The following is a 25,331-nucleotide window of genomic DNA, read 5'->3' as shown; positions in this document are numbered from 1 at the left end:
AAGGGATAGTGATGGCCAAGGAACTGGCTCAGATGCTGGCCAAGCACGAAGCGCTGAACCTGGAGCGCCGCAAACCGTTCCCCATGCCGTTCATCTCCGACTACGACGGTGGGCATCCGTTTGTCGAGTCCTACCTTGGTGAATTGGCTACCACACCACCACGCCTCCTCGGCGACGTCACACGCTACGCCGGCATCGATAAGGACCAGGACCTCAAAGCCAAGATCGCCGAGTTTCACCACCTGTACGACGGTGTATCCCGCGATCCAGAGCTAATCATCCCGGGTGGAGGCTCAAGTGCCTTCCTTGCCACGTTTTGCACATGGTTGCTGATGGCTGGCCACAGGTCTGTGTACTACCTGCCGCCATTATACTACAAATTCGCTTACTTTTTCCAGATGTACGGTATCGATGCCAGGCCCGTTGCCCGCCACCACGCATTTCACCCTGATCTGGCCCTGGCTTTACCATCAGACCGAACCGTGCTGATTCTCAGTGACCCAATATGGTACGGCGGCACATCAGTCCCCGAACACGTGTTGAATGTGATCGCCCGGTGGCAGACGCGAACAGGCTCGCTGGTGTTCATCGACGGCACCTTTCAGTACATGCGCTGGAACGGTGAACACGCCGAACCCTCGTCCCGCCTACCGGCAGAACAAACCCTTCGGCTGATTTCCCCCACGAAGTACCTGTCATTGCACGGCTACCGAAGCGCCTACCTGCTCACTCCGCCCGCGCTGCACGATGAACTGGACAAACTGCACATCAACCTGCATGGCGATGTGCCGGTGTCGGACCGAGCCTTTGCGCATCGCGCAGTCGACCTCATGCTCACCACTGGAAATAGCGACCTAATCCACTACATCCAGGACAAATACAAACGCCTCTTGAACGCCAACGCCCTGACCGCGGCCACACATGCGACAAGCGGTTTTTTCCTTTTCGCTCGCACTCGCACGCCACGAACCCGCTATCTCGCCATGGACCAAACGTTCTTCGAACTTTCCGACCACCTCGACTTCGTCCGCATCAACCTTCTCAACACCACCGCACTGGACTTGCTCCTGGACTTCTGATCCAAAGGTGGCCGCCCAAAGCTGATCGCAAGCTGTCACCACCATGAGTCCTGCTGCTGCACTCACGCCTGTGAGGTTCCTGAAGTCGGTCCACGCACCCAACCTGCGGCGACGGCACGTTCGACGGGCAGGGCATGATCGGCAGCCATGGCGCTGCGTCTGCTCTACCTGATCTTCGAAGGACGTCGAGTTGCTGGTGTTACGCCATGAAATTGCTGTCCTGCGCAGAGACAACTCGAAACCTCGTCTGGACTGTGCGGACCGGGCTGTGTTCGCCGCGCTGGTATGACTGCTGCCAAGGAGTCCGCCGTGTTCAGCCGAAGGTAACCAAGAACGCGCAGACGACACCAAGCAGATAGACCGGGTAGCCAATGCGTGCGGCCTTGCTGAGGGTTCTTTCGGCGCTCGCAATCAAGAACCGGTACCTCAGCCGACCCAGCAACTGTGCGCCCTGGTCCAAGTCAAGCCTGTCCACTAAGGGCGGGATGAACCGACTCGCAAAGTCGAGAAGGAGGGTCTTTCAGGAAATCAGGGACGTCGTCCTCGGCGTCTACTTCGGTGGCTGTGCGTGGGCTGGACGGACTACGCGTCCGACACCGAGACCTACAGCCACCGCCTCTACATCCCGCGCCGAAGTGTCCGAGACCGAAGAACTCCGACTCGCTATGGACGTGCTGGAGCGGGCGCAGGGCGCACCCATGCCGACCTGATCACTCAGATATCCTCGTCGACCCAGCTCGGCCCGGGCCGTCGGCACGCGTATCGATGCTGTGCCGACGGCCGCGATGGGAGCTGGTGCGGAAGCACGCACGCCGGAACGACGGGTCATCCGGGAATGGTGGGCGCACGCGGTACCTCAGGGCCGCCCGCTCTCCGGCGCGACAGGCCGGGCGGCGTGTGCCGGTCAGGGGAGGGTGACGGAAAGCCAGGAGATCTTTCCGGAACATGCAGCCTCACGGACGTAGAGCTTGACTACCGTGCCGGATTCGTAGTCGGCCAGTTCTTTATTGAGTGCGTCCGGGTCGTTCAAATCTGTGCCGTCGCGGTCGCCGGCTGGTTTCGATTTGGTGGTAATCGCGTGGATGCAGTTGCCGTCTTTGATCCCAGCTTTGGCGGCCGCGCCGTCGACGTCCAGCGCGCCGATCTTCGTGCCAATCCCAGTAACGTCGATATTCGAGGAATACGCGGTCTCGGAATCAGTGATACCGAGCCGGGGTATCGCGCACGAATTGCCGTCCTCGTCCTCTGATTCCTCACACTTCTTCGGGGGGAGAGCCCGCAGGGCGATGTCGATGGTCTTCGACTCCGTCGTGCCCTCGGACACGAACTTGAACGTCACGTTCTCGCCCTCTGGGAGAGGGGCGAGCACGGCGATAAGGTCATCTGCCTTCTTGATCTCTGTGCCGGCGGCACTGATGATCCTGTCTCCTTGCCCGATTCCCGCCTCGGCTGCGGGGCCGTTGGCTTCCAGTTCACGGGCGATCGCACCGGGAGGTACTTCCCTGGACTTCATTTGCCCGTTGGACAGCGTTTTGGTGATGCCGAGCTGGGGGATGGGGCAATCGGCGACTTCCCCTGGGTCGGAGTCGGCGTAGCAGGTTTCCTGGGCTACTGCGGCGGCGCGGAGGGGAGCGGCCGCACCCACCGGTGACGACGGTGCGGCCTGCGCGGAAGAAACCATCAGGGCCGCGCCGCAGCAAAGTGTTATGGCCAGAGGTGTGACACTCCGGCGGATTCGCGATTTCATTTGTGATCTCTCCGATAAGCTGAGCCGGTTTCCAGTGCGCCGGGCTCGGTGATCCTCCTCTTAGGTGACGCGAACACCCGTATCAGCACGGAGATTACGCCCGAAAGGATGGTTTAAAGAAGTCACCCGTTTGGCTTCGCGTTGCAACAAGATAACGATTAGCGATCTCTTGGTAGCTGAATTTCGCGCAGTTTTCTCGACCGGGGGTACCCGATTTCCGAAGAGTACTACCTAGATGAGTAAATCATAGCGTCCGGAAGCCAGCGGCAAGCCTGCGGCAGGAGCTGGCGAGCTGGCGGTGATGTGGCGGGAGAAGCGGTTCACCTCGCGCGTTCGCAGGACTTCGGGCTGGAGGAGCTGGAGGCTAAGCACCTCACCGCGTTGGAACTGGTCGTGCTGCGCGGCCGGTCAGGGTCGGGTAAGTCGACTGTGCTCAACGTGGCGGGTCTACTGGCCAGACCGGACACCGGCTCGATCGATGCGCCGGGCAGAACGTGACCACACTGCCCGATGCGAAAGCGGCGGCGATCCGCCGGGCGCAGATCGGGTTCGTCTTCCAATCGTTCAATCTGCTTTTCCACCTGACCGCCTTGGAAAACGTGACACTGGCCGCCGCTACGGCGAGTGCCGCCTTCCGTGCTCGCCGTTCAACGGTTGATCATCGACACTGCCACCTCGTTGCGATCCACTGATCCGGACGACACCGCGAAAGTTCTCCTGGAGGTCTGGCGCGTCCTCGAAATCGTCGGGGTGGCGGGCCGGGTGCTCGCCGCACACAATCCTGAGGATGCCGTCGCGAACCGCAACGTCGTGATGGTCCTGGGAAGAGCTGCCGAGAATCTCCGATTCGCTGGCGTCTATGCCCTACCTGACGAGGACCTATGGCATGGCCTCGACGCTGACATCAGGGCAGGGGGCCGACGACGCAGGGGGGCGGACATCACTTGCCTCCGACGCGGTGAGAAGCAACATAGTCATGATTCTCGGCGACGCGCGAGCACTCTTGTTTCGCGCTGCCGAGCATGCCCTCGATCCCCACGATCGGAAGGTGTCCCAACGGGGCGCCGACGACGTTCACCAGATCGCCCTGCACTGGGAAGGCAACCTCGGGGCATACCTCGACCCCGGCGCTACTTACCGATGAGGTTGTCCTGGAGGAGTTGAAAGGCAGGGGGGCGACGCTGAAGTCGCCGAGGAACGGGTTGTCCAGCAGTTCAGCGGGATAGATCACTCGTTCGGGTGGCTGAAAATGCTACCGGTATCCAGCGGTAGCCGTTGCCAAGATCGCGAAATTGCGCCGAATGAGGGCCTGCGGAGACCGCAGCGCCATGCTCGTTCGTACGCACGGTCACGCTGCCGTACCCGAATGGCGGCGAACGTGCGATTTTGGTGCTTTTTATGGTTGTTCGTCTCGTCGTCAAGGAAGGTCGGTAGCGGTGCCCGGGAGGCCTACGGTTCGTGTCTGCAGCCCCCGCCCGTTAGTTCCCGTTGAGCCAAACGAACAACCGCTATGCCGTCGTTGCTTCAGTTCTTGGACGTCTTGAAAGTACAGAGTTCGCGGTCGTTGGTGTTCGACAAAGAAGGGAGTGCACCGTGGCGCATTCGACGGTTTTGATGGTGTTGAACGACAATGGTGGCGGGACGGTGCTGACCGAGCAACTGGACGGGATCTGTGCGCGGCTGGGTGAGCGGGGGCATGCGATCGCGCGAGCGCAGACGGCGGGGGACGCGCTGGCGCTGATCGAAAGCCGGGCCGAGCTGGCGGCGGTGTTGGTCGGGTGGGATCTCGAACCGGACGACGACGCGGCGCCAAGGGCGGAGCCGGGACGACGTCCGGCCGAGGTGGTGCTCAGGGCGTTGATGGCCCGGTTCGGCAAGTTGCCGGTGTTCCTGGTCACCACCGCCGATTCCGTCGACGACCTGCCGTTGTGGGTGTCGGAGGTGGTCTGCGGTTATGTCTGGCTGCTGGAGGACACCCCGGACTTCGTGGCGGGCCGGATCGGGGTCGCAGCCGAGCAATACCTGAACGATGTGTTGCCACCGTTCTTCCGGGAACTGCGCCGGTTCGACGACAACCACGAATATTCCTGGCACACCCCCGCGCACGCCGGCGGGGTCGCCTATCTCAAGTCACCGGTCGGGCGCACCTATTTCGACTACTACGGTGAGCGGCTGTTCCGCACCGATCTGTCGATTTCGGTGGCCGAACTGGGTTCGTTGTTCGAGCACACCGGCCCGATCGGTGACGCCGAGCGCAACGCCGCTCGTGTTTTCGGCGCGGACATGACCTATTTCGTCTTGCACGGTGACTCCACCGGAGACCGGCTGGCCTGTCATGCCAGCGTCGCCACCGATGAGCTGGTTCTGGTCGACCGTAACTGTCATAAGGCGATCGGGCACGGTTTGACACTGACCGGCGGCAGGCCGGTGTATTTGCTGCCGACTCGCAACGGGTACGGACTGATGGGTCCCATCGCCCCCGCCACGATGACCGCCGACGCTGTCGCCGGGTTGATCCGTGAGAGCCCGTTCACCGAAGGCGCGGCCAGTCCCGACCCGGTCTACGCGGTGATCACCAACTCGACCTACGACGGGCTGTGCTACGACACGGTCCGGGTCGCCGAACTGCTCGGCGCCAGCGTCCCGCGGCTGCACCTGGACGAGGCGTGGTTCGCCTACGCCCGGTTCAACCCGCTCTATGCCCGCCGCTACGGCATGTCCGTCGACTCCGCCGCGCTACCCGACAAGCTGCGGCCCACGATCTTCTCGACCCAGTCAACCCACAAACTCCTCGCCGCCCCCTCACAAAGCGCGATGCTGCACATCAAGAATTCACCACGGTCACCGGTCGAGCACCGGCAGTTCAACGAAACGTTCATGATGCACGCCACTACCTCGCCGAGCTATCCCATGATCGCCGGGCTGGACGTCGCCGCGGCCATGATGGACGGTCCTGGCGGCACCTGGCTCACCAACGAGGCGATCACCGAAGCCATCCGGTTCCGCCAGGCCCTGGTCCGCATCGGCAGGCGCATCACGGAAGCCGGTGACCGGCCCGACTGGTTCTTCAGCGCCTGGCAACCCGACGAAGTCACCGACCCCGACACCGGCAGCACCCACGCCTTCGCCGATGCGCCGCTGACCTTGCTACGCACCGAACCGAGCTGCTGGCAGCTGGCCCCCGGCGCGGACTGGCATGGTTTCGACGGTATGGAAGAGGGCTACTGCCTGCTGGACCCGATCAAGGTCAGCATCACCTGCCCCGGGGTGAACGCCCGCGGGGACGTCGCCGACAGGGGTATCCCGGCCCGAATCCTCACCACCTACCTCGAAACCAGGCGGATCGTGGTCGAGAAAACCGACGCCTACACGTGCCTGATCCTGTTCTCCATGGGCATCACCAAAGGCAAGTGGGGCACCCTGCTCGACGCGCTGATGGACTTCAAAAACCTCTACGACACCGGCGCCGCCCTCGACCAGGTCCTGCCCGCCCTCGTCAAAGAACACCCCGCACGCTACGCAGGTCTCACCCTGGCCGGGCTCTGCGACCAGATGCACACCCAACTTCGCGCCAGCGAACTGACCGTGCTGCTGGACGAAGCGTTCACCCACACCCCCGAGGCGGTCCTCACCCCGGCACAGACCTACCAACGACTCATCCGAGGCGGCACCGAACCAGTCACCCTGGCCAACCTCGCCGGCCGCACGGTGGCCACCATGGTCGTCACCACCCCACCCGGCATCCCCGTCCTCATGCCCGGCGAACGCGCCGGCGACGAAGGTGACCCCACCCTGCTCTACCTCTGCGCACTGCAAGAATTCGACCGCTACTTCCCCGGCTTCCCCAGCGAAACACACGGCGTCACCAAACAAGAAGGTGGCGACTACTCCATCACCTGCCTACGCTGAAGACGTCTGTCGAAAGCCATCGGCCTTTACTTCCGCATTTTTAGGGACTGTCACCGGTATCGGGCGAGCCAAGGCGTACGGATGTGGGCTCCTCAGCCTCGCGCCCGCACGGAAGTAGCGGGCAGGTACAGCTTGCCGGATGGGTGACGTCGCCCATCGGTTAGGTCCCGTGCCACTCGTACCTCAGCATTAGGGTCGGGCCGAACGTGGAGTGGCTGTTCGATAGAAACCTGGCTGGAGGGCTCAGGGCCAGACGAGCCCTCCGTTATCACTAAGCTCCTGGAACGCGCGTGGCGGCGACTGTCGGCAAAGGGGTGGGGATGGCCATCAGGTGGCTGAAGCGAGAAGGATGTCGCTGCGATCCGCAGTGGCCATCGCTGATCACAGAGCAACACGGCTACTCGATGCCCGCGATTCCGGACGAGCACGGCAGTCCGTGGACCCGCATGAATGATCTTCGTGCGCGGTGCGGAGTCTGCGATGCCACATACCCTGGGAACTTCGTGATAGCGCAGGGGACGCCGCCTCCGTTCGGGTGGGCGAGAGAAGCCGAAAATTAGGGCATCCACCTGGTGGGCGATGCCGCGGCTGGGATAGTCGGCTTGTGCCGAACCTCGACTTTTACGCCGTTGGCGACGATGGGGCCACGGTCGTTGAGATCGTTGTTCTGGTGTTGCCAGAAGCGGGCTGCGGCCTGGTCCACGACCTTGCGGCGACTCGGTGATCCCGCCGAGTGGAACTGGGCGACGGTCGCCAGTGCCTCCGGCCGGCTCAACCGCGCCATTCGGCGGATGGCCGTGACGGGGCACGTCCGCCCATGCCGATGAGCGGTTGTTCGGGGCCGGCCGGGTTTGAGGAGACAACGCCCTGGCTTGCGGTTGGCCGGTGTTGTTGTGTCATCGGGATCTCATGTGCCGTGGTTATGTTCGCCGGGTAAGTCGGTGGACTGTTCGCGGAGGGGACATGGAGCTCATGGGGGATCACCCTTTCGGCCGGGCGGGACGAGCGACGAAGGTCGCGGGAATGGCCGGTGGGCAGGCTCTCGGCTGGCTGCGTAGGCGCGCGGGCGCGGTCGCCGTCGTCCTGGCGTTGGCTGGTGTCACAGCGTGTGGGACCGAGGACGCGGTCTCGTCCAGTGACGGGGTTTTGGCCGGCATCACCGACGCCGTCCACCAGGTGGCTTTCAGCCCCGATGGCCGCATGCTGGCCACCGCGAGCAGCGACAAGACCGCCCGGCTCTGGGACACCACCAGCCACGAGCAAATCGGCCAGCCTTTCAACCATGCCAGCACCGTCGAGAGCGTGGCGTTCAGTCCGGACGGGAGTGTCCTGGCCACCGCCGGCTACGAAGGTGTCGTCTTGTGGGACACAGCCGGCCGCCAGCAGATCGGCCAGCCGATCGCCCGCCATGCCGACGGCGCTTACCGGGTGGCGTTCAGCCCCGACGGGCGCGTGCTCGCCACCTCGGGCAGGGACAACACCGTGCGGTTGTGGGATGTGTCCAGCCGCCGGCAGACCGGCGAGCCCCTCGCAGCCAGGGGCGGGATCGCGTTCAGCCCGGACGGGCGGACGCTGGCCACCTTGAGCGCTCACGACCAGTCTGCGCTCCTGTGGGATGTGGCAGGCCACCGGCAGACCGGCCAGGCTCTGACAGCCGGTCAGATCGGGGGCAGCGCCATCACGGGTCTGGCGTTCAGCCGCGACGGGCGCATGCTGGCGATGACGACCACGGAGGGTGTGCTCCTGTGGGACACCGCCACTCAGCAGCAGATCGGCCGGCCGCTGACTGGCCACACCGACACGGTGGAGGCCGTGGCGTTCAGCCCCGATGGGCGCACCATGGCGACCACGAGCGCGGATTTGACGGCGCGGTTGTGGGATGTGGCCGGCCGCCGGGAAATCGGTCAGATCCGCATCGGCTGCCATTCCAAAGTGGGGTCGGCGGTGGCGTTCAGCCCCGACGGGCGGACCGTTGCCGCCTCATGCGACACGACCGTGCGGCTGTGGAATGTGGCAGGCAAGGCAGTCACTCCGTCGCCGCAAGCCGGCCTGAGCCCTGAGGCCCCGCGCGTCGCGATCCTCGCCGGCCACACCGGCCGCACCGTCGCCGTGGCGTTCAGCCCCGACGGCCGCCTGCTGGCCACTGTGGGCGCGGACAACACCGCGCGGCTGTGGGACACCGCCGGCCACCAGCAGATCGGCCAGCCCATCACCGGCGATTTCAGCCGGGTGGCGTTCAGCCCCGACAGCCGCGTCCTGGCCATCGCGGGTGGCGTCGGTGTGGTGCTGTGGGATGTGGCCGGCCACCGGCAAATCGACCGGCCCAGCCCCCAAAGGGCGTCCAGCGTGGCGTTCAGTCCCGACGGCCGTGCCCTGGTCATCGCGGCCGATGACAACACCGTGCGGTGGTGGGATGTCGCCGGCCGACGACAGGACGGCCAACTGCCTTATCCCATCACCTACGTTCAGTCCATGGCCTTCAGTCCCGACGGGCGCACTTTGGTCACCGTCGGCCTGGACGGCTTCGTGCAATTGTGGGACACCGCCACCCGCAAGCTCACCGGCGCGCTCGGCTCCGGCTCCACCAGCGTGGCGTTCAGCCCGGACGGCCGCACCCTGGCCACCGGGGGCGGCGTCAGCGGCGCCCAGCTGTGGGACGCGGCCAGCCAAAAGCAGATCGGCCAGACCTCCACCGCGCACACCGGCACCGTTTCCAGCGTGGCATTCAGCCCGGACGGCCACTTGCTGGCCACCGTGAACGGCGACAAGACCGCCCGGCTTTGGGACACCACCAGCCACGAGCAGATCGGCCAGCCCATCATTGGCGATTTCAACGCCGTGGCGTTCAGCCCCGACAGCCGCGTACTGGCCACCGTCGGCGCCGACAACACCGCACGCCTGTGGGACCTGACCGACCGGCACTGATCCACCGCCGCACACCAACCCGACGCACGCTCATGCCGCTGGCCGTGCGTTGGGTTCACACTTCGTCGATCTCCCTTGAAATTCGGTATAGCGGACGACTTGTTCCGGCGCCGCGTATTCGCGAGGGTGTCAGGACCTGAACAGTGTGCCGAGCCGGAGGTGGCCGGGTGGGGTGCCGAGTCGTCGCAGGGCGTTCCAGACGGTGACCGCGGTGGCAGTCAGCACGGGCTTGCCGAGGCGATGTTCGAGCTCTTCGAGCAGCGGAGTCGTGTGCAGGGCGGTTTCCGGTACAAGTACGGCCTCGGCGTCGGGGTGGTCCGCCGCGATGGTGAGCTCGGTGATCCGGTGGCCGCTCCAAGCGGCGAGCGCGCGGTCGGACGGCACGTCGGCGGATACCGAGTGGACGGCGCTGACGCCGGCCTCGGCGAGGAAGCCGGCGAAACTCGCGGTCGTGTCGTCGTGATACACCGAGGCGAGGGCCACTCGTTCGATGTTCAGGTGGTCGAGCGCGGCGAGGAAGGCCAGTGACGTACTGCCGGCGGGAATACCGAGCCGTTCGGCCAGTACGCGGGCTTGCTCGTGCGCCCCGGCCAGGCCACGGGTGAAGCTGCAGCTCGAACAGACCCAGCTGACGACGCCCGGTTCGGTGTCGAATTTCGCGGATGCCGCGAGGTGTTCCGGCGCCCCGAGTTCCCGCACGGCGGCGTGTCTCCCCGCAGGGTCGAGGTCGTTGAGATCGCCGATTTCCGCGCCCCACGGGACATAGGTGAATTCGACGGCGATGGCCGGGTCCAGTAGCCGGGCGAGGTCAACGAAATCGTCCTCACCACAGCCACGGGTCGGGTACAGCAGGCCGAGTCGTCTCGACGGTTCCGGTGCGGGGGCCACTCCCACCTTCAGCGCTCGCGATGCCGTTGGTTGCATTCGGTGCAGAGCATCGTCTGGCCGACCACGTGACCGTCGTCCGTGACCAGCCGAGCGACGCGCAGTGTCTCGCGGCCGCAGTGCTCGCAGGCGAGGGCCTGCGTCTCCGGGGCGATCTGAATTCGGTTCGGCATACTGTTCCCTGGGTCCGGAGGGATGATCCCGCCGGTTACCCGCAGGCCCCCGCGGTCACGCCCTCGCGCAGCCACCGTCACTCGAACGGAGTAGTGGCGGCGCCCTCCTCGTCTTCCTCACGCGCCGCCCACGGGCGGCACGTCAGGATCCTCGTCCGCAGGGCTCTCGGGATCCCGCACTTCCTCGGCGGGAGTGGAACCGGTACCCCGCAGCGTGTTTTCCAGTTCGGCCTTCAGCTCGTCGTCCTCGCGCGGCGAGTGCAGGTCGCTTTCGCGGTGCATGAGACCTCCTTCGGTCGCGGCTTGTCACTCCCGGCTACCCGCTCGGCCTACCCGGAAACGTCGGATCACGGTGAACGTTTTGGTTCTGTTCGTGCGGGGAAGTCGTGACACGAAAGCGAAAGGAGTGGTCCATGACCGAGCCGAACCAGTCCTATGACCCGCCTCAGGACACCGGGGCACCCGACCAGGTCGAGACCGATCCGGCCGCACTGAACAGCGCCGAAGATCTCGACGAGGACCGGATTCGGACCGATCCGCTGGAACAGGGGATGGATCCGCCCGAACACTGGTCGGGTGTCACCAAATACGGCATGACGCCCAGGGAGCAGGCGACCCCCGCGCCACTTGGTGACCGGCTCGCCGAAGAACAGCCCGATCCGGCCAACGCCGCCGATCCGGCGACCGGCACCACCGGCACCGACGCCGAAGAGGTCGCTCCCACCCTGATCGACGACCAGGTTGACGTGGGCCAGGACTACGCGAAGGAAAACGGTATCGAGGCCGACGTCGCGGGCGGTTCGATGGCGGACGAGATCCGCACTCCCCGGGGCGAGAGCTGAAATGACGCCCGGTTCGTCGCGAATGGCCAGCCGTGCGAATTTTGGATTATCTAACGCGCTCTAGACAAGGTCCTTTTCGATCCACTCGAGGACGGAGGAGTGGACCGGACGCCAGCCGAGTTCGGTGAGGGCGCGTCCACCGCGTACCCGGCTGTTGGAGGCGAGCGCGTACAAGGTGAGGTCCCGGCCCCAGTGGGCGACGGCGGCGTCGGCGTCCCACGCCTCGGCGGGACCGAGGCCGAGCTTCCGGGAGATCGCGGCGGAGATGTCGCCGAACGATGCCTCGCCGTTCTCGACGAAGTAGAACGATCCCGCCGGGGCGTCGGTGAGCGCACGCAGGTAGAGGTCGGTCAGGTCGTCGATATGCACGGTCGACCAGATGTTGCGGCCCTCCCCGACGTGCCGCGCGATGCCGCTGTCGCGGGCTTGCCGGGCGAGCACGGGGACCTGCACGCTGTCGCGCGCCATGCCCCGGCCGTGCCCGTAGATGAGGGGGTTGCACAGCACCACCGAGCGTACGTCGCGGTTTGCCGCGTCCAGGACGAACCGGTCGAGGGCGACGCGGGCGGCCTTTTCCTCGATGGGGCGCCAGTTTGAACCGGTGGCGATGATCTCCTCGGTGAACACGTCGTCAGTGGCGGCACCGCGCGAGTCGGTACTGACGATGGCGGAACCGCTGGTGTGCACCAGCGGGCGGCCGGTGCCCGCCAGCCCTTCGACGAGTGCCTCGACGGCACCCCGATGGTCGCTGTTGGCGGCGTTGACGACGGCGTCGGCGTCGCGGGCGCGCGCGGTGAGCAGCGCGGCGTCGTCGAGCGTGCCGAGAACTGGGGTGATGCCGCGCCGCTCCAGCTCGCGGGCTTTGTCTTCGGTGCGGGCGAGACCGTCGACCTGGTGTCCGGAGCGAAGCAGAAGGTCCGCGATCGAACCCCCGATGTAGCCGGTGGCGCCGGTAAGGAAGACGCGCATGGTGATGACTCCGATCCTGTTCGTGAATTTTCTTTTACCGCAAGGCAAAACCGCTACCCGTGGGACGCGTCGGCGAGGGGCGGACGCGTCCCGGCGGGTCTGCGCGGCGTCGGGATCCGGGTCAGTCCAGCGGCCAGGGCCGGGCGGTGGCGCCGAGCCGGTTCCAGGCGTTGATCACGGTGATGGTCCAGATCAGCTCGGCGAGCTCGACCTCGGTGAACTCGGCGGCCGCCCGGCCGAACGTCTCGTCGGTGACGGGGCCATCGGTGAGGCGGGTCGCCGCCTCGGTCAGCTCCAGCGCCGCCCGCTCACGTTCGGTGAAGAACGGCGTCTCTCTCCACACCGGCAACGCGTAAAGCCGTTGCTCGGTCTCACCGCCTTTACGCGCGTCTCCGGTGTGCAAATCAACGCAGTAAGCGCAACCGTTGAGCTGGGAAGCGCGTGCCCGCACCAGTTCCAGCAGCGCGGGCTCCAGGCTGACCTTCCGGGAGGCCGCGTCGAGCGAGTTGAGCGCGCGGTTGATGTGCGGGGCGAGCTTGTCGACCGGAAGTCGTACGGACGTCATGGGATTCTCCTTCTGATGGTGTTCTCGGTTTGCGGTGGCGACGACCGGTCGATGATGGTGACCTCGCCGTCGCGAAAGGCGCGGTACGGGACTCCTTCGCGTTCGTAGCGCTCCACGACGCGCTCGATGGGCTCGCTTTCGGCGGTCGGCGAGCGGTAATGGGGGACGAAGGCGTAGTCCAGGAGGCCGAGCCCCTCCCAGATCGCCGGCAGGTCGTAGGCGGTGACGGTGTCCGCGGGGTCGTCGACGAGTTCGAGGCCGTGCAGGGCGGGCGACAGCACGCAGGCGCCCGCACTCCAACCGGCGTAGACGACGGCGTCGCGCCGCAGCAGGTCGGTCAGGATCTCTCCGGCACCACTGAGTGCCATGGCCAGCCGCAGGACGAACGGGTTGCCGCCATGGACCCAGACGACTCCGAAGCCGGACAGGAGCTCCGCGAGTGCGGCCGGATCGCCGAAGTGGTCCCGAAGGTCCACTTCGGTCACCTGGTAGCCGCGGTCGCGTAACAGCGCGACCTCCCGCCCGGTGGCCTGCCGCCTCGCCGGGCCGGGGAGGGCGTCCAGCGCGTTGCCGATGACGGCCGCGGTCCTGGCGTCTCCGGCGAGGTCGTCCAGCAGTTCGGGGGCGTCCCCGAGTTTCCAGGAAGAAAGGAACAAACGCATGGGCCTGCTCTCGTGAGAAGGGGCGAGAAATCACCCGCGGCCGGTGGGCCGGTAGTCCAGGATCATCGTTCCGGAGCTGAAAGCCGCGGTCGTGGCGAGCCGCCACGAAGTCGGGTCGACGCCTTCGGGGAACAGGCGTTTGCCACTGCCGACGATGACGGGATGCAGCCAGAGTTTCAGTTCGTCGAGGAGTTCCAGCTTGATCAGGGAGTTGACCAGGACGCCGCTGGCATAGAGGAGGATGTCGCCGGTGTGTCGCTCCCTGAGCTCGACGATCTCGGCCGCCAGGTCACCACCCCGCACGACGGTGGTGTTGTTCCACTCGGCGGTGTCCAAAGTGGTCGATACGACGTACTTGGGGATGGTGTTCATCCGGACGGCGAAGTCGCCGTCGGATTCCTCCATAAGTGGCCAGGCGGCGGCCATACCCTCGTAGGTGACCCGGCCCAGCAGCAGCGCGTCACTGGAGAACAACTGGCCGTGCGCGAATTTGGCGTGCTCGGCGCTGAAGTACGGCCCGGTCCAGGTCGGCTTCTCCATCACCCCGTCCAACGAAAGGTAGACGAGTGAAACGATCTTGCCCACGGAAAGTCCTTGAATGAGAGTCGAAACCAGAGTTTTTGCTGACTCATTCACTCTTACGGGCGCCGACTACGCCAACAAGGTGACATAGTGCAACAGTCATTAAGGTGGGTTAAACGTCCGGAGGCAGAAGTGCTGGAGCGGCTTGAACTGGAGGCGTTCCTGACGCTGAGCGAGGAGTTGCACTTCGGCCGCACGGCGGAGCGGCTGCATGTGACCACCGCCCGGATCAGCCAGACCATCAAGAAGCTGGAACGCCAGATCGGGACGCCGCTGTTCGAGCGCACCAGTCGCCACGTCCGCCTCACCGAGGCCGGTCAGCGGCTGCACGACGATCTACGCCCGGCTTACGACCAGATCGAGGCCGGAGTCGAGAAGGCGGCCAATGCCGCGCGCGGCGTCCGTGAAGTGCTTCGGGTCGGTTTCCTCGGCGCCGCCGCGGGACAGCTCATGGTCCAGGCCGCCCAGCTGTTCGACCGGCGCCACCCCGGCTGGCGGGCCCAGCCGAGGGAAACGCAGATCGTCGACGGCCTCCGGCGATTGCGAGCGGGCGACGTCGACCTCCTGGTCGTGAGCCTGCCGCATAACGAACCCGACATGGTGACCGGGCCGGTTCTGTTCTCCGAAGGCAGGGTGCTCGGAGTGTCCGCCCGGCATCCGCTCGCACGCCGTGACGTCGTTTCGCTGGAAGACCTCGCCGCGGTCAAGATGCTGCAGGTGGCCGAAGCGTTCCCCGACTACTGGCGCGCGGATCGCACGCCCGACCACACCCCCGCCGGCGACCGCATCGAAGCGGGCCCCCAGTTCGAAACGCTCCAGGAAGCGCTGGCCCTGATCGGTGCCGGCGAAGGCGCCTTCGTGATGGGCGCCCAGGTGTCGCGTTTCTACGCACGCCCGGGCGTCGTCTATCTGCCGCTCAGTGACGCGCCACCCCTGGAATGGGCGCCTACTTGGCTCGTCACCAACACCACGCCCCAGATCGAGGCCTTCAACCAGGCCGCCCAAGACGTCGCGGCCCGGGTTTATCTCGCCATCCGCCGCTGACGCCGCTGCGAAAGCAGGATGCAGAACGTAACAGAACGTTTCGTTCTTCGGTAGGGTGATCGGCGTGAGCCCCCACCCGACCGGCCGGACCGCACGCTCCCGGGACGAGATCCTGCAGGCCGCCGTCGACCTTTGTGCCGAGCGCGGTTATGCCGCGGTGACCATGGAGGCGGTCGCCACGCGGGCGAAGGTGGGCAAACCGACGGTCTACCGCTGGTGGCCGTCGAAGGGCGCGCTGTTCCTGGACGCCTTGATGGACCGGCTCGGTGAGCGGTTCTTCCTCTATCCCGACACCGGTGACATCGACACCGACCTGCGCACCTGGCTGCGCACCCTCGCCGAGGTCTTCACCGACGAACGGCACGGCCAGATCATCTCCGGCGTGATCGGCTCGGCCCAGCTCGACACGGAACTCGCCGCCATGATCCAGGGCAAGGTCCACACCGTGCTGGCCGCGATCAACCGGGCCCGGCTCGCCAAGGCACAGGAAGCCGGGCAGCTGGCCGCCGGCGACCCGGCCCTCTACGACGACATGCTCGTCGCCCCGCTCTGGTACCGGCTGCTCGTGACCGGCGAACCGATCACCAGCGACTACGCCGACACCATCGTGAACACGCTGACCCATCTGCCGTCAGGGCAGGAGCCGACGGACGGCCGGTGATCGCGCGTCATTTCGCTGCCGCTATGGAGTGCTCCGGGCTTTTTTCCCAGACCGACACGTGCTTGGTGCTGTCGGCCGTGAATTCCGAACGGTCCCAGTCCGCCCAGCGGTACTTCAGGTTCATTCCGGCGATACGCGCCATGAGGTCCATTTCGGCGGGCCAGGCATATCGGAAAGGGATACGGCGGAAACGCCCGGTCCCATCCGGGGACACGGTGACGTGGTTCGAGGTGAATTCCTGCGTCACGACGTCGTACTGGTCGAATCCGACGTATCCGGGCGTCACCGCGAAGGGGACGCTGTCCTGCCCGGGCGGCAGGTGGCGCAGATCCGGCAGGCCCACCTCGACGAGGAACAGCCCGCCAGGGCGCAGATGTGCGGCCGCGTTCCGGAAGACGTCGACCTGCGCGTCCTGCGTGGTCACGTTGCTGATCGTGTTGAACACCAGATATACCAGCGAAAAATGGCCCGCCACCCGCGTCGACGTCATGTCGCCGATCGTGACGTCGATCGCGTCACCGCCCGGCTTGTCCGCGATCCGTGCCGCCATGGCCTGACTCAGCTCGATGCCGCTCACCCGCACGCCACGCGCGGCCAGCGGCGCGCCGATCCGCCCGGTCCCGACGGCGAACTCGAGCACCGCGCCGTCGGCCAGGTCCGCCAAGACCTCCACCGCGGGTGTCACCACGCCGGGCGCGTTCGCGCCGCCAGGGCCGTCGTAGTCCGCGGCCACACTCTCGGGAAACCAGCCGTCCGCCGGATCGTCGCCGGGCTCGACGATGGTGGAGCCGCTCGCGTTCACGTCATCGCTCATGGTCACCGGACCGTACGCGCGATGCCGCCCACACCGCACCCGGTTTTCCGGACCTCCTGCGGGGTAAGGCAAAGGTGGCTGGGTGGTGCGGCACCGCACTCGCGTGCTCGGACACGGGACTCGCGTGCTTGGAGCCGGGACACCCGAGTTCGGCATTCAAGCACGCGAGTTACGTGCTCAAGCACGCGAGTTACGTGCTCAAGCACGTGAGTTACGTGTCCAAGCACGTGAGTTACGTGTCCAAGCACGCGAGTCACGCCTTCGCCCTGGCCGCGAACCGGCGTTGCCCTGGCGTCCTCGCCGGGGGTTTCCGCCCGGGGGCACGCGGCCCGTTACTCCATGCGGCGTAGGCAAAAACCACGTCGCCTCAATGATGCTTCGCACTGTTGTCACCTTGTCGCCGGAGTCAGGATTCGGATACCCACCAAGCACCTCGAACCGAGGGGATTTCGATGCGGACCACCACTGCCGACAACGTCCGGTCACTGTTCGCCGAAACCAGGATCGGCACCGTGACCGCGGCGCAGATCGATTTCACCATCGACCGTTTCGACAACTGGAGCAACCAGTCCGCCGGAACCGCCTTCGGTTGTTTCACCGGTGCGTGCTGTACCGCTCCACCTCTCGCCGACGCCGGCTGACCCCGGATATCGATTTCGTCTGATTCCGCCACAAGATCCTCGCGTGGCTCGGGGCGCCTCATAGGCTGGCCGCGTGTCTCAGAACGAGCAGTCGCCCAAGAAGCGCATGACGTGGAAAGACAACCTGACCTTGGGGTGCGTGGTCGGCGTCATGCTGGCGACCCCGGCCGCGGTGGCGGTGTCGGCGTCGACCGGTGTGTGGCTGTGGACCTTTTTGGCCGCACCGGCCACCGTGGTCGTGTTCATGGTCATCGGGGCATTGGCACGGACCCGCGCGGCCGCCGCGGCGGGCGAGGTGGCGGGTAAGAAGAATGTCGTGAGCACGTTCGCCGTGCTTGGCTGGATTGTCGCCGCCGCGGCGGGGGTCGCGCTGATCTGGTTCGGTATCCAGCTCAACTTCACCGAGGACACCTGCGATCCCACGCAGAGCCGGTGCGTCGCCGTGGTGAACGGGGTCGCCAGCGGGGAGTCGACCGAATCCGTCGGCAGCCAGCGGTTCGGTACGTTCCTGCTGTCGCTGGTCGCCATCGTTCCCGGTGCCGTCCTGCTGTTCGCCGTCGCACGCCGCCTGCTGACCGCCCGGCGTGCTTGAACTGCGCACATGCGTGCTTGAACTGCGCACATGCGTGCTTGAACTGCGCACTCATGTGTGCGGGGGCTGAGCACGCCTCGGTGACGCGGGACTGTAGGTGTTCTCGGGGTGGCGGATGATCGCGCGAGCTAGAGTTGCCTGCGAGCTGACGGCCGGATGACAGGGGGACTCCGATGGCGCCGCGGGTCGGGGAGGACTTCGGTGGATTCCGGATCGACGGGGTCATCGGACGCGGCGGGATGGGCGTGGTCTACCGCGCCTGGCAGCACCGGATGCGGCGGCCGGTGGCGCTGAAGGTCCTGCCGCCCCAGTACGCCGAGGACCCCGTTTACCGCGAGCGGTTCGGCCGTGAGGCGGCGGCGCTGGCCCGGCTGGACTCACCGCATGTGGTCGCCGTCCACGATCACGGCGAAGTGGATGGTTGCCTGTACCTGGCGATGCAGCTGGTCGACGGTCCCGACCTGGCGAAGGTGCTCGAAGCAGGGCCGATGGATCCGGGGCGGGCGCTGGCGGTGGTCGACCAGGTGGTCTCCGCGCTCGGCGACGCCCACGCGATCGGCGTCGTGCACCGGGACGTCAAGGCCGCCAACGTGTTGCTGCGGCCCCGCGCCGAGCATCACGACGAGGACTTCGTCTACCTGTGCGACTTCGGCATCGCGCGGTCGGCCGGGATCGACCGCACCGCGGAGACCAGCGGGGTGATCGGCACCGTCGGTTATATGGCGCCCGAACGTCTGCACGGCGACCCGGCGACAGCCGCTTCGGACGTCTACGCGGTGGGCTGCCTGCTGTGGGTGGTCCTGACCGGCGAGCTGCCCTATCGCGGCAGCCAGCCCGAGGTGATCGTGGCGCACGACCGGGCGCCGATTCCGCGGCTGGTGGTCGGCGATCCGCGTACGGCGGCGGTCAACGGCCTGCTGAAGTCGTTGCTGGCCAAGGATCCTCGTAGCCGTCCGACCGTGCGCGAGGTGCGTGACCGGATCCGGGAGATCCGGGCAGACGTGCCGCCCGACGCGGTCGCCGTTGCCGCCGGATCGCCTCGCCATCGGCGGACCGGGTTGGTAGCGGGGGTGCTGGCAGGCGTCGTGCTGGCGATCGCGATCGCCGTCGTGGCGGTGATCCTGCTGTCTTCGGGAGTGCCAGCCGCCGACCGGGTCACCCGCAGCACTCCCACCGGGCTCCAGTGCGCGCCGGTGGCGGTGGCCGACGAAGGTGTGCGGGCGCGGGCCGTCTGCCGGACCGGCGGTGAGACCGGCGAACTCCGGATCGCCGCCCTCGACGACGCCGAAGCGGCCAATGCCTATCTCCGCACCGGTGCGGGGACGGATCCGGCGGGGCTGACCGCCGGGAAGTGCCCCGGCGACCTGCCTGCCAAACAATCCTGGGCGCGTGACGGGCATCGGGGCACGCTCGTGTGCACGGTGCTCGGCACGACCACCCGGTACGCGTGGACCGACGAGGAACACGCGACCGTTTCGGTGCTCGACGGCCGGGTCGGCACGGCCTATCCCGCCGATCTCCGCGCCGTCGAGGACTTCTTCGCCGCGATCCGGTTCGCCTGACTCAGCCCGCCGAGCCGCGCTGCCAGCGTTGCAGCAGTGCGTCCGGTGAGGAGCCGGGTGCGCCGAAGAACCAGCCGTAGACCAGTTTGACGTCGTCGTCGAAGTAGATGGCCGGGCTGCGATCGTCGGCCGTGACGAACCGGATGAACTGGCCGACGACCGGACCGCCGAGGCGGTTCCAGGTACTGACGTCGACACTGCCGGGCACCACCCCGCCCGCCGCCGAGTTCTCCGTGCGCAGTGTGATCAGCGCGTCGTGATCGGACGCCGTGCTGAACACCAGCATCGCGCCGTCGGGCGTCGGGCATTTGACCGTCTCCGCCGTGCCCGTCGTGGCGGGCACCGTCTGGCATTTCGCGGACTTCTCGTTGAGCACGTGCGCCTGCGCGAACTCCCACAGCACACCGGAGGAGAAGGCGGCCCCTGGCACTTCCGGACGCTTGAGCACACCGAACCGCCGCGCGTCGTAGAACTCGGCCAAGGCCGGGAGGCCGGTCTTCCGCGCGGTCAGCGTCGCACTGACCGGCCGCGGGCTGTCGACGTCCCAGTAGACCGTCGATTCCCCGGTGGGGAGTTCCCGCATCGCGAACGCCGCGCCCGTACCGAGAGTGCTCGCCGAACGCACCGCGCCCGCGGTGTCCGCGAGCTTCCGCGACTCGGTGAGCCTGCCCGGCACGTCGTAGGTGACCAGGGTGAGGGCGTACAGGCCGGCGTCGCAGCCGACCCGTTCCGTCTCGCCGGGCTTCGCGGGCTGCTGCGCGCAGCGGACGGCGCCGTCGAGCAGACGGGCGCCGAGCGCGCGGTAGCGGCCCGCCACCTGGTCGAGCGCGTACCGGTCGGGCGGCGGTGCGATGTCTTCCTTGTCCGGCAAGGAGAACATCACTCCCGCGGTCACGGCCGCCACGAGGAGTACGGCTCCGCCGACAAGCCAGTTACGACGTCCGCGCGAAGGCAACTGCCGGGTCGGGCGGTTCCCGCCGCCACTCCAGGTGAGCCGGTTCTCCGCGAGCGTCGAGTTCAGCGGTGGCCCGGTCGGTTCGGGATCGCCTGCCGCTTTCGCCACGAGAGCGTCGATTTCGGCCGGGCTGAAGGTGTTTCCGGACTGCTCCAAGGCGGACCGCAGAGCCACGGGATCGGTGAGCGCGTGGCGTCCGAAGCGGCGTACGACTTCGGCGAGGCGGGGGTCGTCGGCCATCACGCGTCCGGATCCGCCCAGAACTCGCGCAGCACCTGCTGATCGTCGGTGCCCGCCTGCATGTAGACGGCCACCCCGGTGGCGTCTTCGTCGAAATAGAGCCGCGCGTAGCCGTTTTCCGGTTCCAAGAAACGGATCCGCGTGCCGTCGCCGCCGCGCGCGGTGCCCACCGGGATACCCGCGCGGATTCCCGGCTGCCCCGGTACGTGCTCCCAGCGCAGCGTCCGGATCGAACCGGGCCGCGCGCCGTCGTTGTCGGTCTGCAGCACCTTGCGCAGTTTGTCGAGCTGCTTGGGGAAGAACAGCACGCGGAAGCTGGCGATGATGCCGGAACCCAGTGCGCAGTTCACGGTTTCCTTGACACTGACGATGGATTTGGCCGATTCGCAGCGGACACCGGGATGGTCGAGGTACGGCTTCGCGGCGGCGAGCAGGTCCGGATCCTTGAAGACGGCGCTCGCTTCCACCGGCGCCGGTGAGGTGTTCGCTGTTGGCGCCGAACCCAACGTCCCCGAAGAGGGCACGGACGACGACGGTGGCGGCGCGATCGGCGGGCCGTCGGCGGTCTTCGGATCGCCGTCGAGCGCGAGCGTCACACCCGTCGCGGCGAGGGCCGCCACCACGACGACCGTTCCGGCGATCACGGCGATCCGCTTGCCGCGCCTCGGTTTTCCCCCGGTCAGCACCGTGGTCCGGCCGGCGTCCAGCAGGGTGGTCGGCTCGTCGGTGTCCCTCGGCAGGTAACCCAACGCCGCACCGAGCTGCCCGCAGGCCCAGGCCGCGCCGTCGTTGGCACCGCACGCCTCCGTCGCGGCCCGGTGCGCGTCGGACGGGCTGCCCCCGCCTTCGAGTGCGGCACGCATCCGCTCGGCGGCACCGGCGCCCGCCGCCGCGGCGAGCGCGCTGATTTCGGCGTCGGAGGGTGGCTCGGGCAGGCTGCGCAGGGCTCCGGTGAGGGCGATCGGGTCGGACAACGCGGCCCGTCCGTGCCGGTCCACCACTTCCTCGAGCGCGGTCACTGTGGTCATGACGGCCAGTTAAGCCCATCCCGCTTCAAGCTCGCTTCAACCGGCGGGACGAACCTGGGATGATCGCCGGTGTGACGGTGGAGGTGCGGTTGCTGGGGCCGGTGGAGCTGGCCGTCGACGGCGTGCCCGCCACTCCGGGCGGGTCGAGGCCGCGGGCGGTGCTCGCCGTGCTGGCCGCCTCCGGTGGGGCACCGGTGAGCGCGGGCAAACTGGCGGAGGCGGTCTACTCCGACACCGGCAAGCCCGCGTCTCGCACCACGGTACAGGTCCATGTGCACAATCTGCGGCAAACCCTTGGCGCTTACGGGGAATCGCTGCGGCACGGGCCCGCCGGTTACCAGCTGCTCGGCGTCCAAGCCGACCTCCGCCTGGCGGAGGACGAAATCGGCCGGGCGAGGGCCGCCGAACTGGGCCGCGACACCGGGGGCGCCGCGGCGGGCTACCGGCGGGCACTCGAACTGTGGCGGGGCCCGTTCTGCGCCGACCTGCCCGATCACGCCGCGCTCGACCCCGCCCGCAACCTCTACGCGGAACTGCGCTGGGAGGCGCTGGAAGCGCGGATCGCGGCGGATCTGCGTGCGGGCGAGGTGCCGGGGCTGGCCCGCGAACTCGAGGAACTCGTCGCCGAGCATCCGTTGCGGGAACGCTTCTGGGGCCAGCTGATGGTCGCGCTGTACCAGGAAGGGCGCCAAGCCGAGGCGCTGGACCGGTTCCGGCAGGCGCGGCGGACGCTGGCCGAAGAAGCGGGTGTCGATCCGGGTCCGGCGTTGCGGGAACTGGAACGCGCGGTGCTCGCCCACGCCGGGACGGCGACGCTGCTGCGGGTCGCGGCCCCCGGGCGGAGCGGATCCGGGAAGGCGGTGCTGACCTGGGTCGACGGCGTGGGACGGGCACGTCTGCGTGAGCTTCCCGCCGCCGGGAGCCTGGTCATCGGCCGGGACCCCGGCGCCGATGTGGCACTGCGCCACGACGGGGCCGCGTCCCGCGGCCACGCCGAGATCACCGTCGGCGCGGGCGGTCCCGTGCTGGCGGATCTCGGTTCCCGCAACGGGACCTTCCACAACGGCGAACGGATCACGGAACCGGTCAGGCTCGCCCCCGGCGACCTCGTCCGCTGTGGTGACACGGTGCTGGCGGTGACGAGCGGCGGTGCGCCGGTCAGCGCCGTCGACGGGACCACGCACTCGGGTTCTCGTGAGTGATTTGGGTCGTTCTAACGACCCAAATCACTCACGACAACCCGACCCTAAAGAGTCAGGAGCACCCGTTCCCGCAACGTGCCAAGCAGCAGGTACGAAGGCACGAAGCCCGGCGGGACCACGAAACAGAGCAGCCCGGTGTGGGTTCCCGGCGCGGACGTCCCGTTGGCGAGCGCGCCCGGCGCGCCCCCGCAGTACTCCACGAAATTCGGGGCGCCGTGCTTGTCCGCCACGAGTCGCGCCGAAAGGAACGGGCCTTCGGTGGTGCGGGTCTCCTCGACCCGCAACGTGAGCACGTCGAATCCGCTCAGCCACGGTGCCGCGCCCTCCGGCGCACCGCGTGTGACGCCGAGAACCCGCATCGCGACCTCGTCCCCGGAACGCGCCGTGCCGCCGCGCTCCACCACCGGCGGCGGCGTCCCGCCCCGGCGCCCGACCTGCGACAGATCCTGGACGGGCACGGTCGCCGCGCCGCGGAACGCCCCGCGGCCGAACGCCACCGGAGCGAGCACGAGCACCGCGGCGAGTACGGCACCCAGCAGGATGGCCAGTGTCGCCTCGCGTGTCCGGAGTGTCGGCGCGTGCCACCGCCGCGTCTTGAACAGCAGCCAGCCGCCGAGCAGGGCCACCACCGCACCCGACGGCATCAGCACGTACTTCACCGTCAGGTCGTGGGATTCCACGAGTTCGCCGTCCGCGTCGCGCACCGCGAGGACGCGGTCGGTCAGCGAGGACAGCCGCACCACCACGGGCTCGGCGATCCCGAACGCCTGGTCGCCGGGCAGCCGCATCGACCGCCCGTCTTCGGCCAGCGCCTCGGACGTCCAGTCGGTGTGCTTGCCCCCGTCCCGGCCTTCCGTCGTCTCGGACTCGTGGACGGTGATCACGGCGCGGACCTCGTAGGACCCGGCGATGCCCTCGGCGATCCAGCGTCCGCTGAACGCGGCGATCACCCCGAGCGCGGCGCCGATGGCCATCAGCACGACCACGCCGACGACCTTCTTCGGGCGCAAAGGGTCCGGGCGGTTCAGTACCACGAGATCAAGCCCAGGGATCTTCGATGACCTCGCGGATCGCGACGGACAGCTCCCGGCGGGTGCCGAGGTCGGCAGGCGGCTCGAACCGGACGACCGGCAGGCCGTATTCCCAGGCCGGTGTCATCGTCGCGCCGGGAAGGTCACGGAGCCGCTCGAAGGGAACCCAAGCGAAGTCGTCCTGTTGCGGCTCAAGGTTCTCGAATCCGATGTACTCGGCGAACGGAAGGTATTGGGCCGGGCCGACGAGGGTCGTGAAGCTGTAGCTGAACGGGAGCGCGGTCGTTTCGCTCTCGCCGCGCCGGGCCGCCCCGACGTCCGCGTCGACGCCGTGCAGATGCTGCCGTAGACCGCCGGCGAAGGCGGTGTACGCGGCAACCTGTTGTGCCACTTCGGCTTCGCGGATCACCGCGTAGGCGGGAGAACTCTCCGGTGGCCGCCAGGGCAGCAGTCCGCCGTCGGCGACGGTGTACGGGGCGGAGGACAGCCGCCGGTCTCCGAACCGCTGGTGCTGCCCGATCGCGCTGGTCACCGCGGCGGCGAGGTATTCGGCTTCGGAGCCGACGATCATGATGTCGTTGTCGCACGCGGGCAGGACGAGAAGCTCACCCGGCACCCGCGCCCTCCACGGCTCCAGTACGCCGGGCACCGTGAGCAGCGACGCGCCGCGGGCGTGCCGCGTGGCTCGTACGGCGAAGCTCTTCGCCGGGCCGCCGTCACCGATCGACACCAGGCTCTCACCACCGCGGCCGAGCGACGCCGCGGTGGTGGCGCGTGCCCGCTCGATCGCGGCTTCCCGTGTCGTTCCCAGCTTTTCCAGCAGCTCGGCCGTGACGACGTGGGTTTCGCCCTTCTCGTCGTCGAAGACCAGCCACGGCTGGAGAAGATCGAGTTCCGGGCGGAATTTCCAAGCGGCCGCGGTGTCACCGCTGAAGAACGCCGTCCTGATCAGCTCGCCGTGCGGATCGAGCGGAGCGGGCTCGCCACCGTGGGGATCGCGGAACGCCGGGGTGCGCACGGTGAGGTACAGCTCTTCCGGCGACGGCTCGGTTCCCATCCGGCCACGTTAGCAAGCGCGCGCGGGGCGGATACGCGGTTTGAAGCCACGCGGGGATTTCAGCTGATCCGGTGATCGGACCAAGCCGGCAAGCGGGTGAGCACGAAAGCCGGTTGTCCGCGAATTTCATCCCCGCGCGCCGTCGGTGCGCGGGTACGCCCGCTGT

Annotated in this window: 27 protein-coding genes; 13 read left to right on the top strand and 14 right to left on the bottom strand. The window is 67.4% G+C overall.

Annotated elements, in window-relative coordinates; translation table 11 throughout:
• Positions 1 to 11 precede the first annotated feature (11 nt).
• A complete protein-coding gene (locus tag AB0M65_RS07975) occupies positions 12 to 1,079 on the top strand; it encodes an aminotransferase class I/II-fold pyridoxal phosphate-dependent enzyme (protein ID WP_364023221.1) in 1,068 nt (355 codons plus the stop codon).
• A gap of 904 nt (positions 1,080 to 1,983) precedes the next feature.
• Here AB0M65_RS07975 and AB0M65_RS07970 read toward each other — a convergent pair.
• The gene (locus AB0M65_RS07970) at positions 1,984 to 2,826 is read right to left on the bottom strand and encodes a PDZ domain-containing protein (protein ID WP_364023218.1); all 843 of its coding nucleotides are present in this window, start codon (positions 2,824 to 2,826) and stop codon (positions 1,984 to 1,986) included.
• A 303-nt stretch (positions 2,827 to 3,129) separates the two neighbouring features.
• On the opposite strand from AB0M65_RS07970, the gene AB0M65_RS07965 reads away from it, so the two are divergent.
• Both AB0M65_RS07965 and AB0M65_RS07960 read left to right on the top strand, forming a co-directional pair.
• Positions 3,130 to 3,324: an ATP-binding cassette domain-containing protein gene (locus AB0M65_RS07965; protein WP_364023216.1), complete on the top strand. Its 195-nt coding sequence runs from the start codon at positions 3,130 to 3,132 to the stop codon at positions 3,322 to 3,324.
• Entirely contained in the window at positions 3,321 to 3,518 is a 198-nt protein-coding gene (locus AB0M65_RS07960) for a hypothetical protein (RefSeq protein ID WP_364023213.1), read from the top strand. The genes AB0M65_RS07965 and AB0M65_RS07960 overlap by 4 nt, the downstream gene beginning before the upstream one ends.
• Positions 3,519 to 3,766: 248 nt before the next feature.
• Here AB0M65_RS07960 and AB0M65_RS07955 read toward each other — a convergent pair whose 3' ends face one another.
• Positions 3,767 to 4,057: a hypothetical protein gene (locus AB0M65_RS07955; RefSeq protein WP_364023211.1), complete on the bottom strand. Its 291-nt coding sequence runs from the start codon at positions 4,055 to 4,057 to the stop codon at positions 3,767 to 3,769.
• A 362-nt stretch (positions 4,058 to 4,419) separates the two neighbouring features.
• Between AB0M65_RS07955 and AB0M65_RS07950 the strand changes: the two genes are divergently transcribed.
• From AB0M65_RS07950 to AB0M65_RS07940, 3 genes are all read left to right on the top strand, one after another.
• Positions 4,420 to 6,735, top strand: a complete 2,316-nt coding sequence (locus AB0M65_RS07950; protein ID WP_364023208.1) for an Orn/Lys/Arg decarboxylase N-terminal domain-containing protein — start codon at positions 4,420 to 4,422, stop codon at positions 6,733 to 6,735.
• On the top strand, positions 6,704 to 6,853 hold the full coding sequence (locus AB0M65_RS07945) for a type I-E CRISPR-associated protein Cas6/Cse3/CasE (protein WP_364023205.1): 150 nt from the start codon (positions 6,704 to 6,706) through the stop codon (positions 6,851 to 6,853). The genes AB0M65_RS07950 and AB0M65_RS07945 overlap by 32 nt, the downstream gene beginning before the upstream one ends.
• A gap of 845 nt (positions 6,854 to 7,698) precedes the next feature.
• On the top strand, positions 7,699 to 9,660 hold the full coding sequence (locus AB0M65_RS07940; protein ID WP_364023202.1) for a WD40 repeat domain-containing protein: 1,962 nt from the start codon (positions 7,699 to 7,701) through the stop codon (positions 9,658 to 9,660).
• Positions 9,661 to 9,789: 129 nt separating this feature from the next.
• Here the strand turns inward: AB0M65_RS07940 and AB0M65_RS07935 are convergent, their stop codons facing one another.
• The 3 genes from AB0M65_RS07935 to AB0M65_RS07925 all read right to left on the bottom strand — a co-directional run bounded on the left by AB0M65_RS07935 (position 9,790) and on the right by AB0M65_RS07925 (position 11,000).
• Positions 9,790 to 10,548, bottom strand: coding sequence for a decarboxylase (locus AB0M65_RS07935; protein ID WP_364023199.1), 759 nt, complete (start codon positions 10,546 to 10,548; stop codon positions 9,790 to 9,792).
• Between the two features lie 8 nt (positions 10,549 to 10,556).
• Entirely contained in the window at positions 10,557 to 10,718 is a 162-nt protein-coding gene (locus AB0M65_RS07930) for a hypothetical protein (RefSeq protein WP_364023196.1), read from the bottom strand.
• Between the two features lie 117 nt (positions 10,719 to 10,835).
• Positions 10,836 to 11,000 (bottom strand): hypothetical protein, encoded by a 165-nt coding sequence (locus AB0M65_RS07925; RefSeq protein WP_364023194.1) that lies wholly within the window; start codon positions 10,998 to 11,000, stop codon positions 10,836 to 10,838.
• A 131-nt stretch (positions 11,001 to 11,131) separates the two neighbouring features.
• Between AB0M65_RS07925 and AB0M65_RS07920 the strand changes: the two genes are divergently transcribed.
• Complete coding sequence (locus AB0M65_RS07920) at positions 11,132 to 11,560, top strand: hypothetical protein (RefSeq protein WP_364023191.1); 429 nt, start codon at positions 11,132 to 11,134, stop codon at positions 11,558 to 11,560.
• Positions 11,561 to 11,620: 60 nt separating this feature from the next.
• Here AB0M65_RS07920 and AB0M65_RS07915 read toward each other — a convergent pair whose 3' ends face one another.
• From AB0M65_RS07915 to AB0M65_RS07900, 4 genes are all read right to left on the bottom strand, one after another.
• Positions 11,621 to 12,529 (bottom strand): NAD-dependent epimerase/dehydratase family protein, encoded by a 909-nt coding sequence (locus tag AB0M65_RS07915; RefSeq protein WP_364023188.1) that lies wholly within the window; start codon positions 12,527 to 12,529, stop codon positions 11,621 to 11,623.
• A gap of 121 nt (positions 12,530 to 12,650) precedes the next feature.
• Positions 12,651 to 13,094: a carboxymuconolactone decarboxylase family protein gene (locus tag AB0M65_RS07910; protein ID WP_364023184.1), complete on the bottom strand. Its 444-nt coding sequence runs from the start codon at positions 13,092 to 13,094 to the stop codon at positions 12,651 to 12,653.
• Positions 13,091 to 13,756, bottom strand: a complete 666-nt coding sequence (locus AB0M65_RS07905; RefSeq protein ID WP_364023181.1) for a Type 1 glutamine amidotransferase-like domain-containing protein — start codon at positions 13,754 to 13,756, stop codon at positions 13,091 to 13,093. Before AB0M65_RS07905 ends, AB0M65_RS07910 begins: the two co-directional genes overlap by 4 nt.
• 30 nt (positions 13,757 to 13,786) lie before the next feature.
• Positions 13,787 to 14,341 carry a dihydrofolate reductase family protein gene (locus AB0M65_RS07900; protein ID WP_364023179.1) on the bottom strand — a complete coding sequence of 185 codons (555 nt, stop codon included), beginning with the start codon at positions 14,339 to 14,341 and terminating at the stop codon, positions 13,787 to 13,789.
• 129 nt (positions 14,342 to 14,470) lie between these two features.
• Between AB0M65_RS07900 and AB0M65_RS07895 the strand changes: the two genes are divergently transcribed.
• Both AB0M65_RS07895 and AB0M65_RS07890 read left to right on the top strand, forming a co-directional pair.
• Entirely contained in the window at positions 14,471 to 15,382 is a 912-nt protein-coding gene (locus AB0M65_RS07895; RefSeq protein ID WP_364023176.1) for a LysR family transcriptional regulator, read from the top strand.
• Between the two features lie 64 nt (positions 15,383 to 15,446).
• Positions 15,447 to 16,043 (top strand): TetR/AcrR family transcriptional regulator, encoded by a 597-nt coding sequence (locus AB0M65_RS07890; RefSeq protein WP_364023173.1) that lies wholly within the window; start codon positions 15,447 to 15,449, stop codon positions 16,041 to 16,043.
• 7 nt (positions 16,044 to 16,050) lie between these two features.
• Here the strand turns inward: AB0M65_RS07890 and AB0M65_RS07885 are convergent, their stop codons facing one another.
• Positions 16,051 to 16,857 (bottom strand): class I SAM-dependent methyltransferase, encoded by an 807-nt coding sequence (locus AB0M65_RS07885; protein ID WP_364023171.1) that lies wholly within the window; start codon positions 16,855 to 16,857, stop codon positions 16,051 to 16,053.
• 452 nt (positions 16,858 to 17,309) lie between these two features.
• On the opposite strand from AB0M65_RS07885, the gene AB0M65_RS07880 reads away from it, so the two are divergent.
• From AB0M65_RS07880 to AB0M65_RS07870, 3 genes are all read left to right on the top strand, one after another.
• On the top strand, positions 17,310 to 17,498 hold the full coding sequence (locus AB0M65_RS07880; protein ID WP_364023169.1) for a hypothetical protein: 189 nt from the start codon (positions 17,310 to 17,312) through the stop codon (positions 17,496 to 17,498).
• Between the two features lie 73 nt (positions 17,499 to 17,571).
• The gene (locus AB0M65_RS07875; protein ID WP_364023167.1) at positions 17,572 to 18,090 is read left to right on the top strand and encodes a hypothetical protein; all 519 of its coding nucleotides are present in this window, start codon (positions 17,572 to 17,574) and stop codon (positions 18,088 to 18,090) included.
• 173 nt (positions 18,091 to 18,263) lie between these two features.
• Positions 18,264 to 19,652: a serine/threonine-protein kinase gene (locus AB0M65_RS07870; protein ID WP_364023164.1), complete on the top strand. Its 1,389-nt coding sequence runs from the start codon at positions 18,264 to 18,266 to the stop codon at positions 19,650 to 19,652.
• A 1-nt stretch (position 19,653) separates the two neighbouring features.
• On the opposite strand, the gene AB0M65_RS07865 is transcribed toward AB0M65_RS07870, so the two are convergent.
• Together AB0M65_RS07865 and AB0M65_RS07860 are read right to left on the bottom strand one after the other, a co-directional pair.
• Positions 19,654 to 20,847 carry a hypothetical protein gene (locus AB0M65_RS07865; RefSeq protein WP_364023162.1) on the bottom strand — a complete coding sequence of 398 codons (1,194 nt, stop codon included), beginning with the start codon at positions 20,845 to 20,847 and terminating at the stop codon, positions 19,654 to 19,656.
• Positions 20,847 to 21,875, bottom strand: coding sequence for a hypothetical protein (locus tag AB0M65_RS07860; RefSeq protein WP_364023160.1), 1,029 nt, complete (start codon positions 21,873 to 21,875; stop codon positions 20,847 to 20,849). The genes AB0M65_RS07865 and AB0M65_RS07860 overlap by 1 nt, the downstream gene beginning before the upstream one ends.
• Positions 21,876 to 21,946: 71 nt before the next feature.
• Here AB0M65_RS07860 and AB0M65_RS07855 point away from each other — a divergent pair, with 71 nt between their 5' ends.
• A complete protein-coding gene (locus AB0M65_RS07855) occupies positions 21,947 to 23,077 on the top strand; it encodes a BTAD domain-containing putative transcriptional regulator (RefSeq protein ID WP_364023158.1) in 1,131 nt (376 codons plus the stop codon).
• Positions 23,078 to 23,121: 44 nt separating this feature from the next.
• On the opposite strand, the gene AB0M65_RS07850 is transcribed toward AB0M65_RS07855, so the two are convergent.
• Entirely contained in the window at positions 23,122 to 24,111 is a 990-nt protein-coding gene (locus tag AB0M65_RS07850; RefSeq protein ID WP_364023155.1) for a hypothetical protein, read from the bottom strand.
• Between the two features lie 4 nt (positions 24,112 to 24,115).
• Complete coding sequence (locus tag AB0M65_RS07845; protein WP_364023152.1) at positions 24,116 to 25,165, bottom strand: hypothetical protein; 1,050 nt, start codon at positions 25,163 to 25,165, stop codon at positions 24,116 to 24,118.
• Between the last annotated feature and the right edge of the window lie 166 nt (positions 25,166 to 25,331).

The sequence above is a fragment of the Amycolatopsis sp. NPDC051071 genome (genome assembly GCF_040682875.1).
Classification (GTDB): domain Bacteria; phylum Actinomycetota; class Actinomycetes; order Mycobacteriales; family Pseudonocardiaceae; genus Amycolatopsis.
Note: the sequence above shows the minus strand (reverse complement) of the source record. Positions and strands in the feature narration are given on the sequence as shown.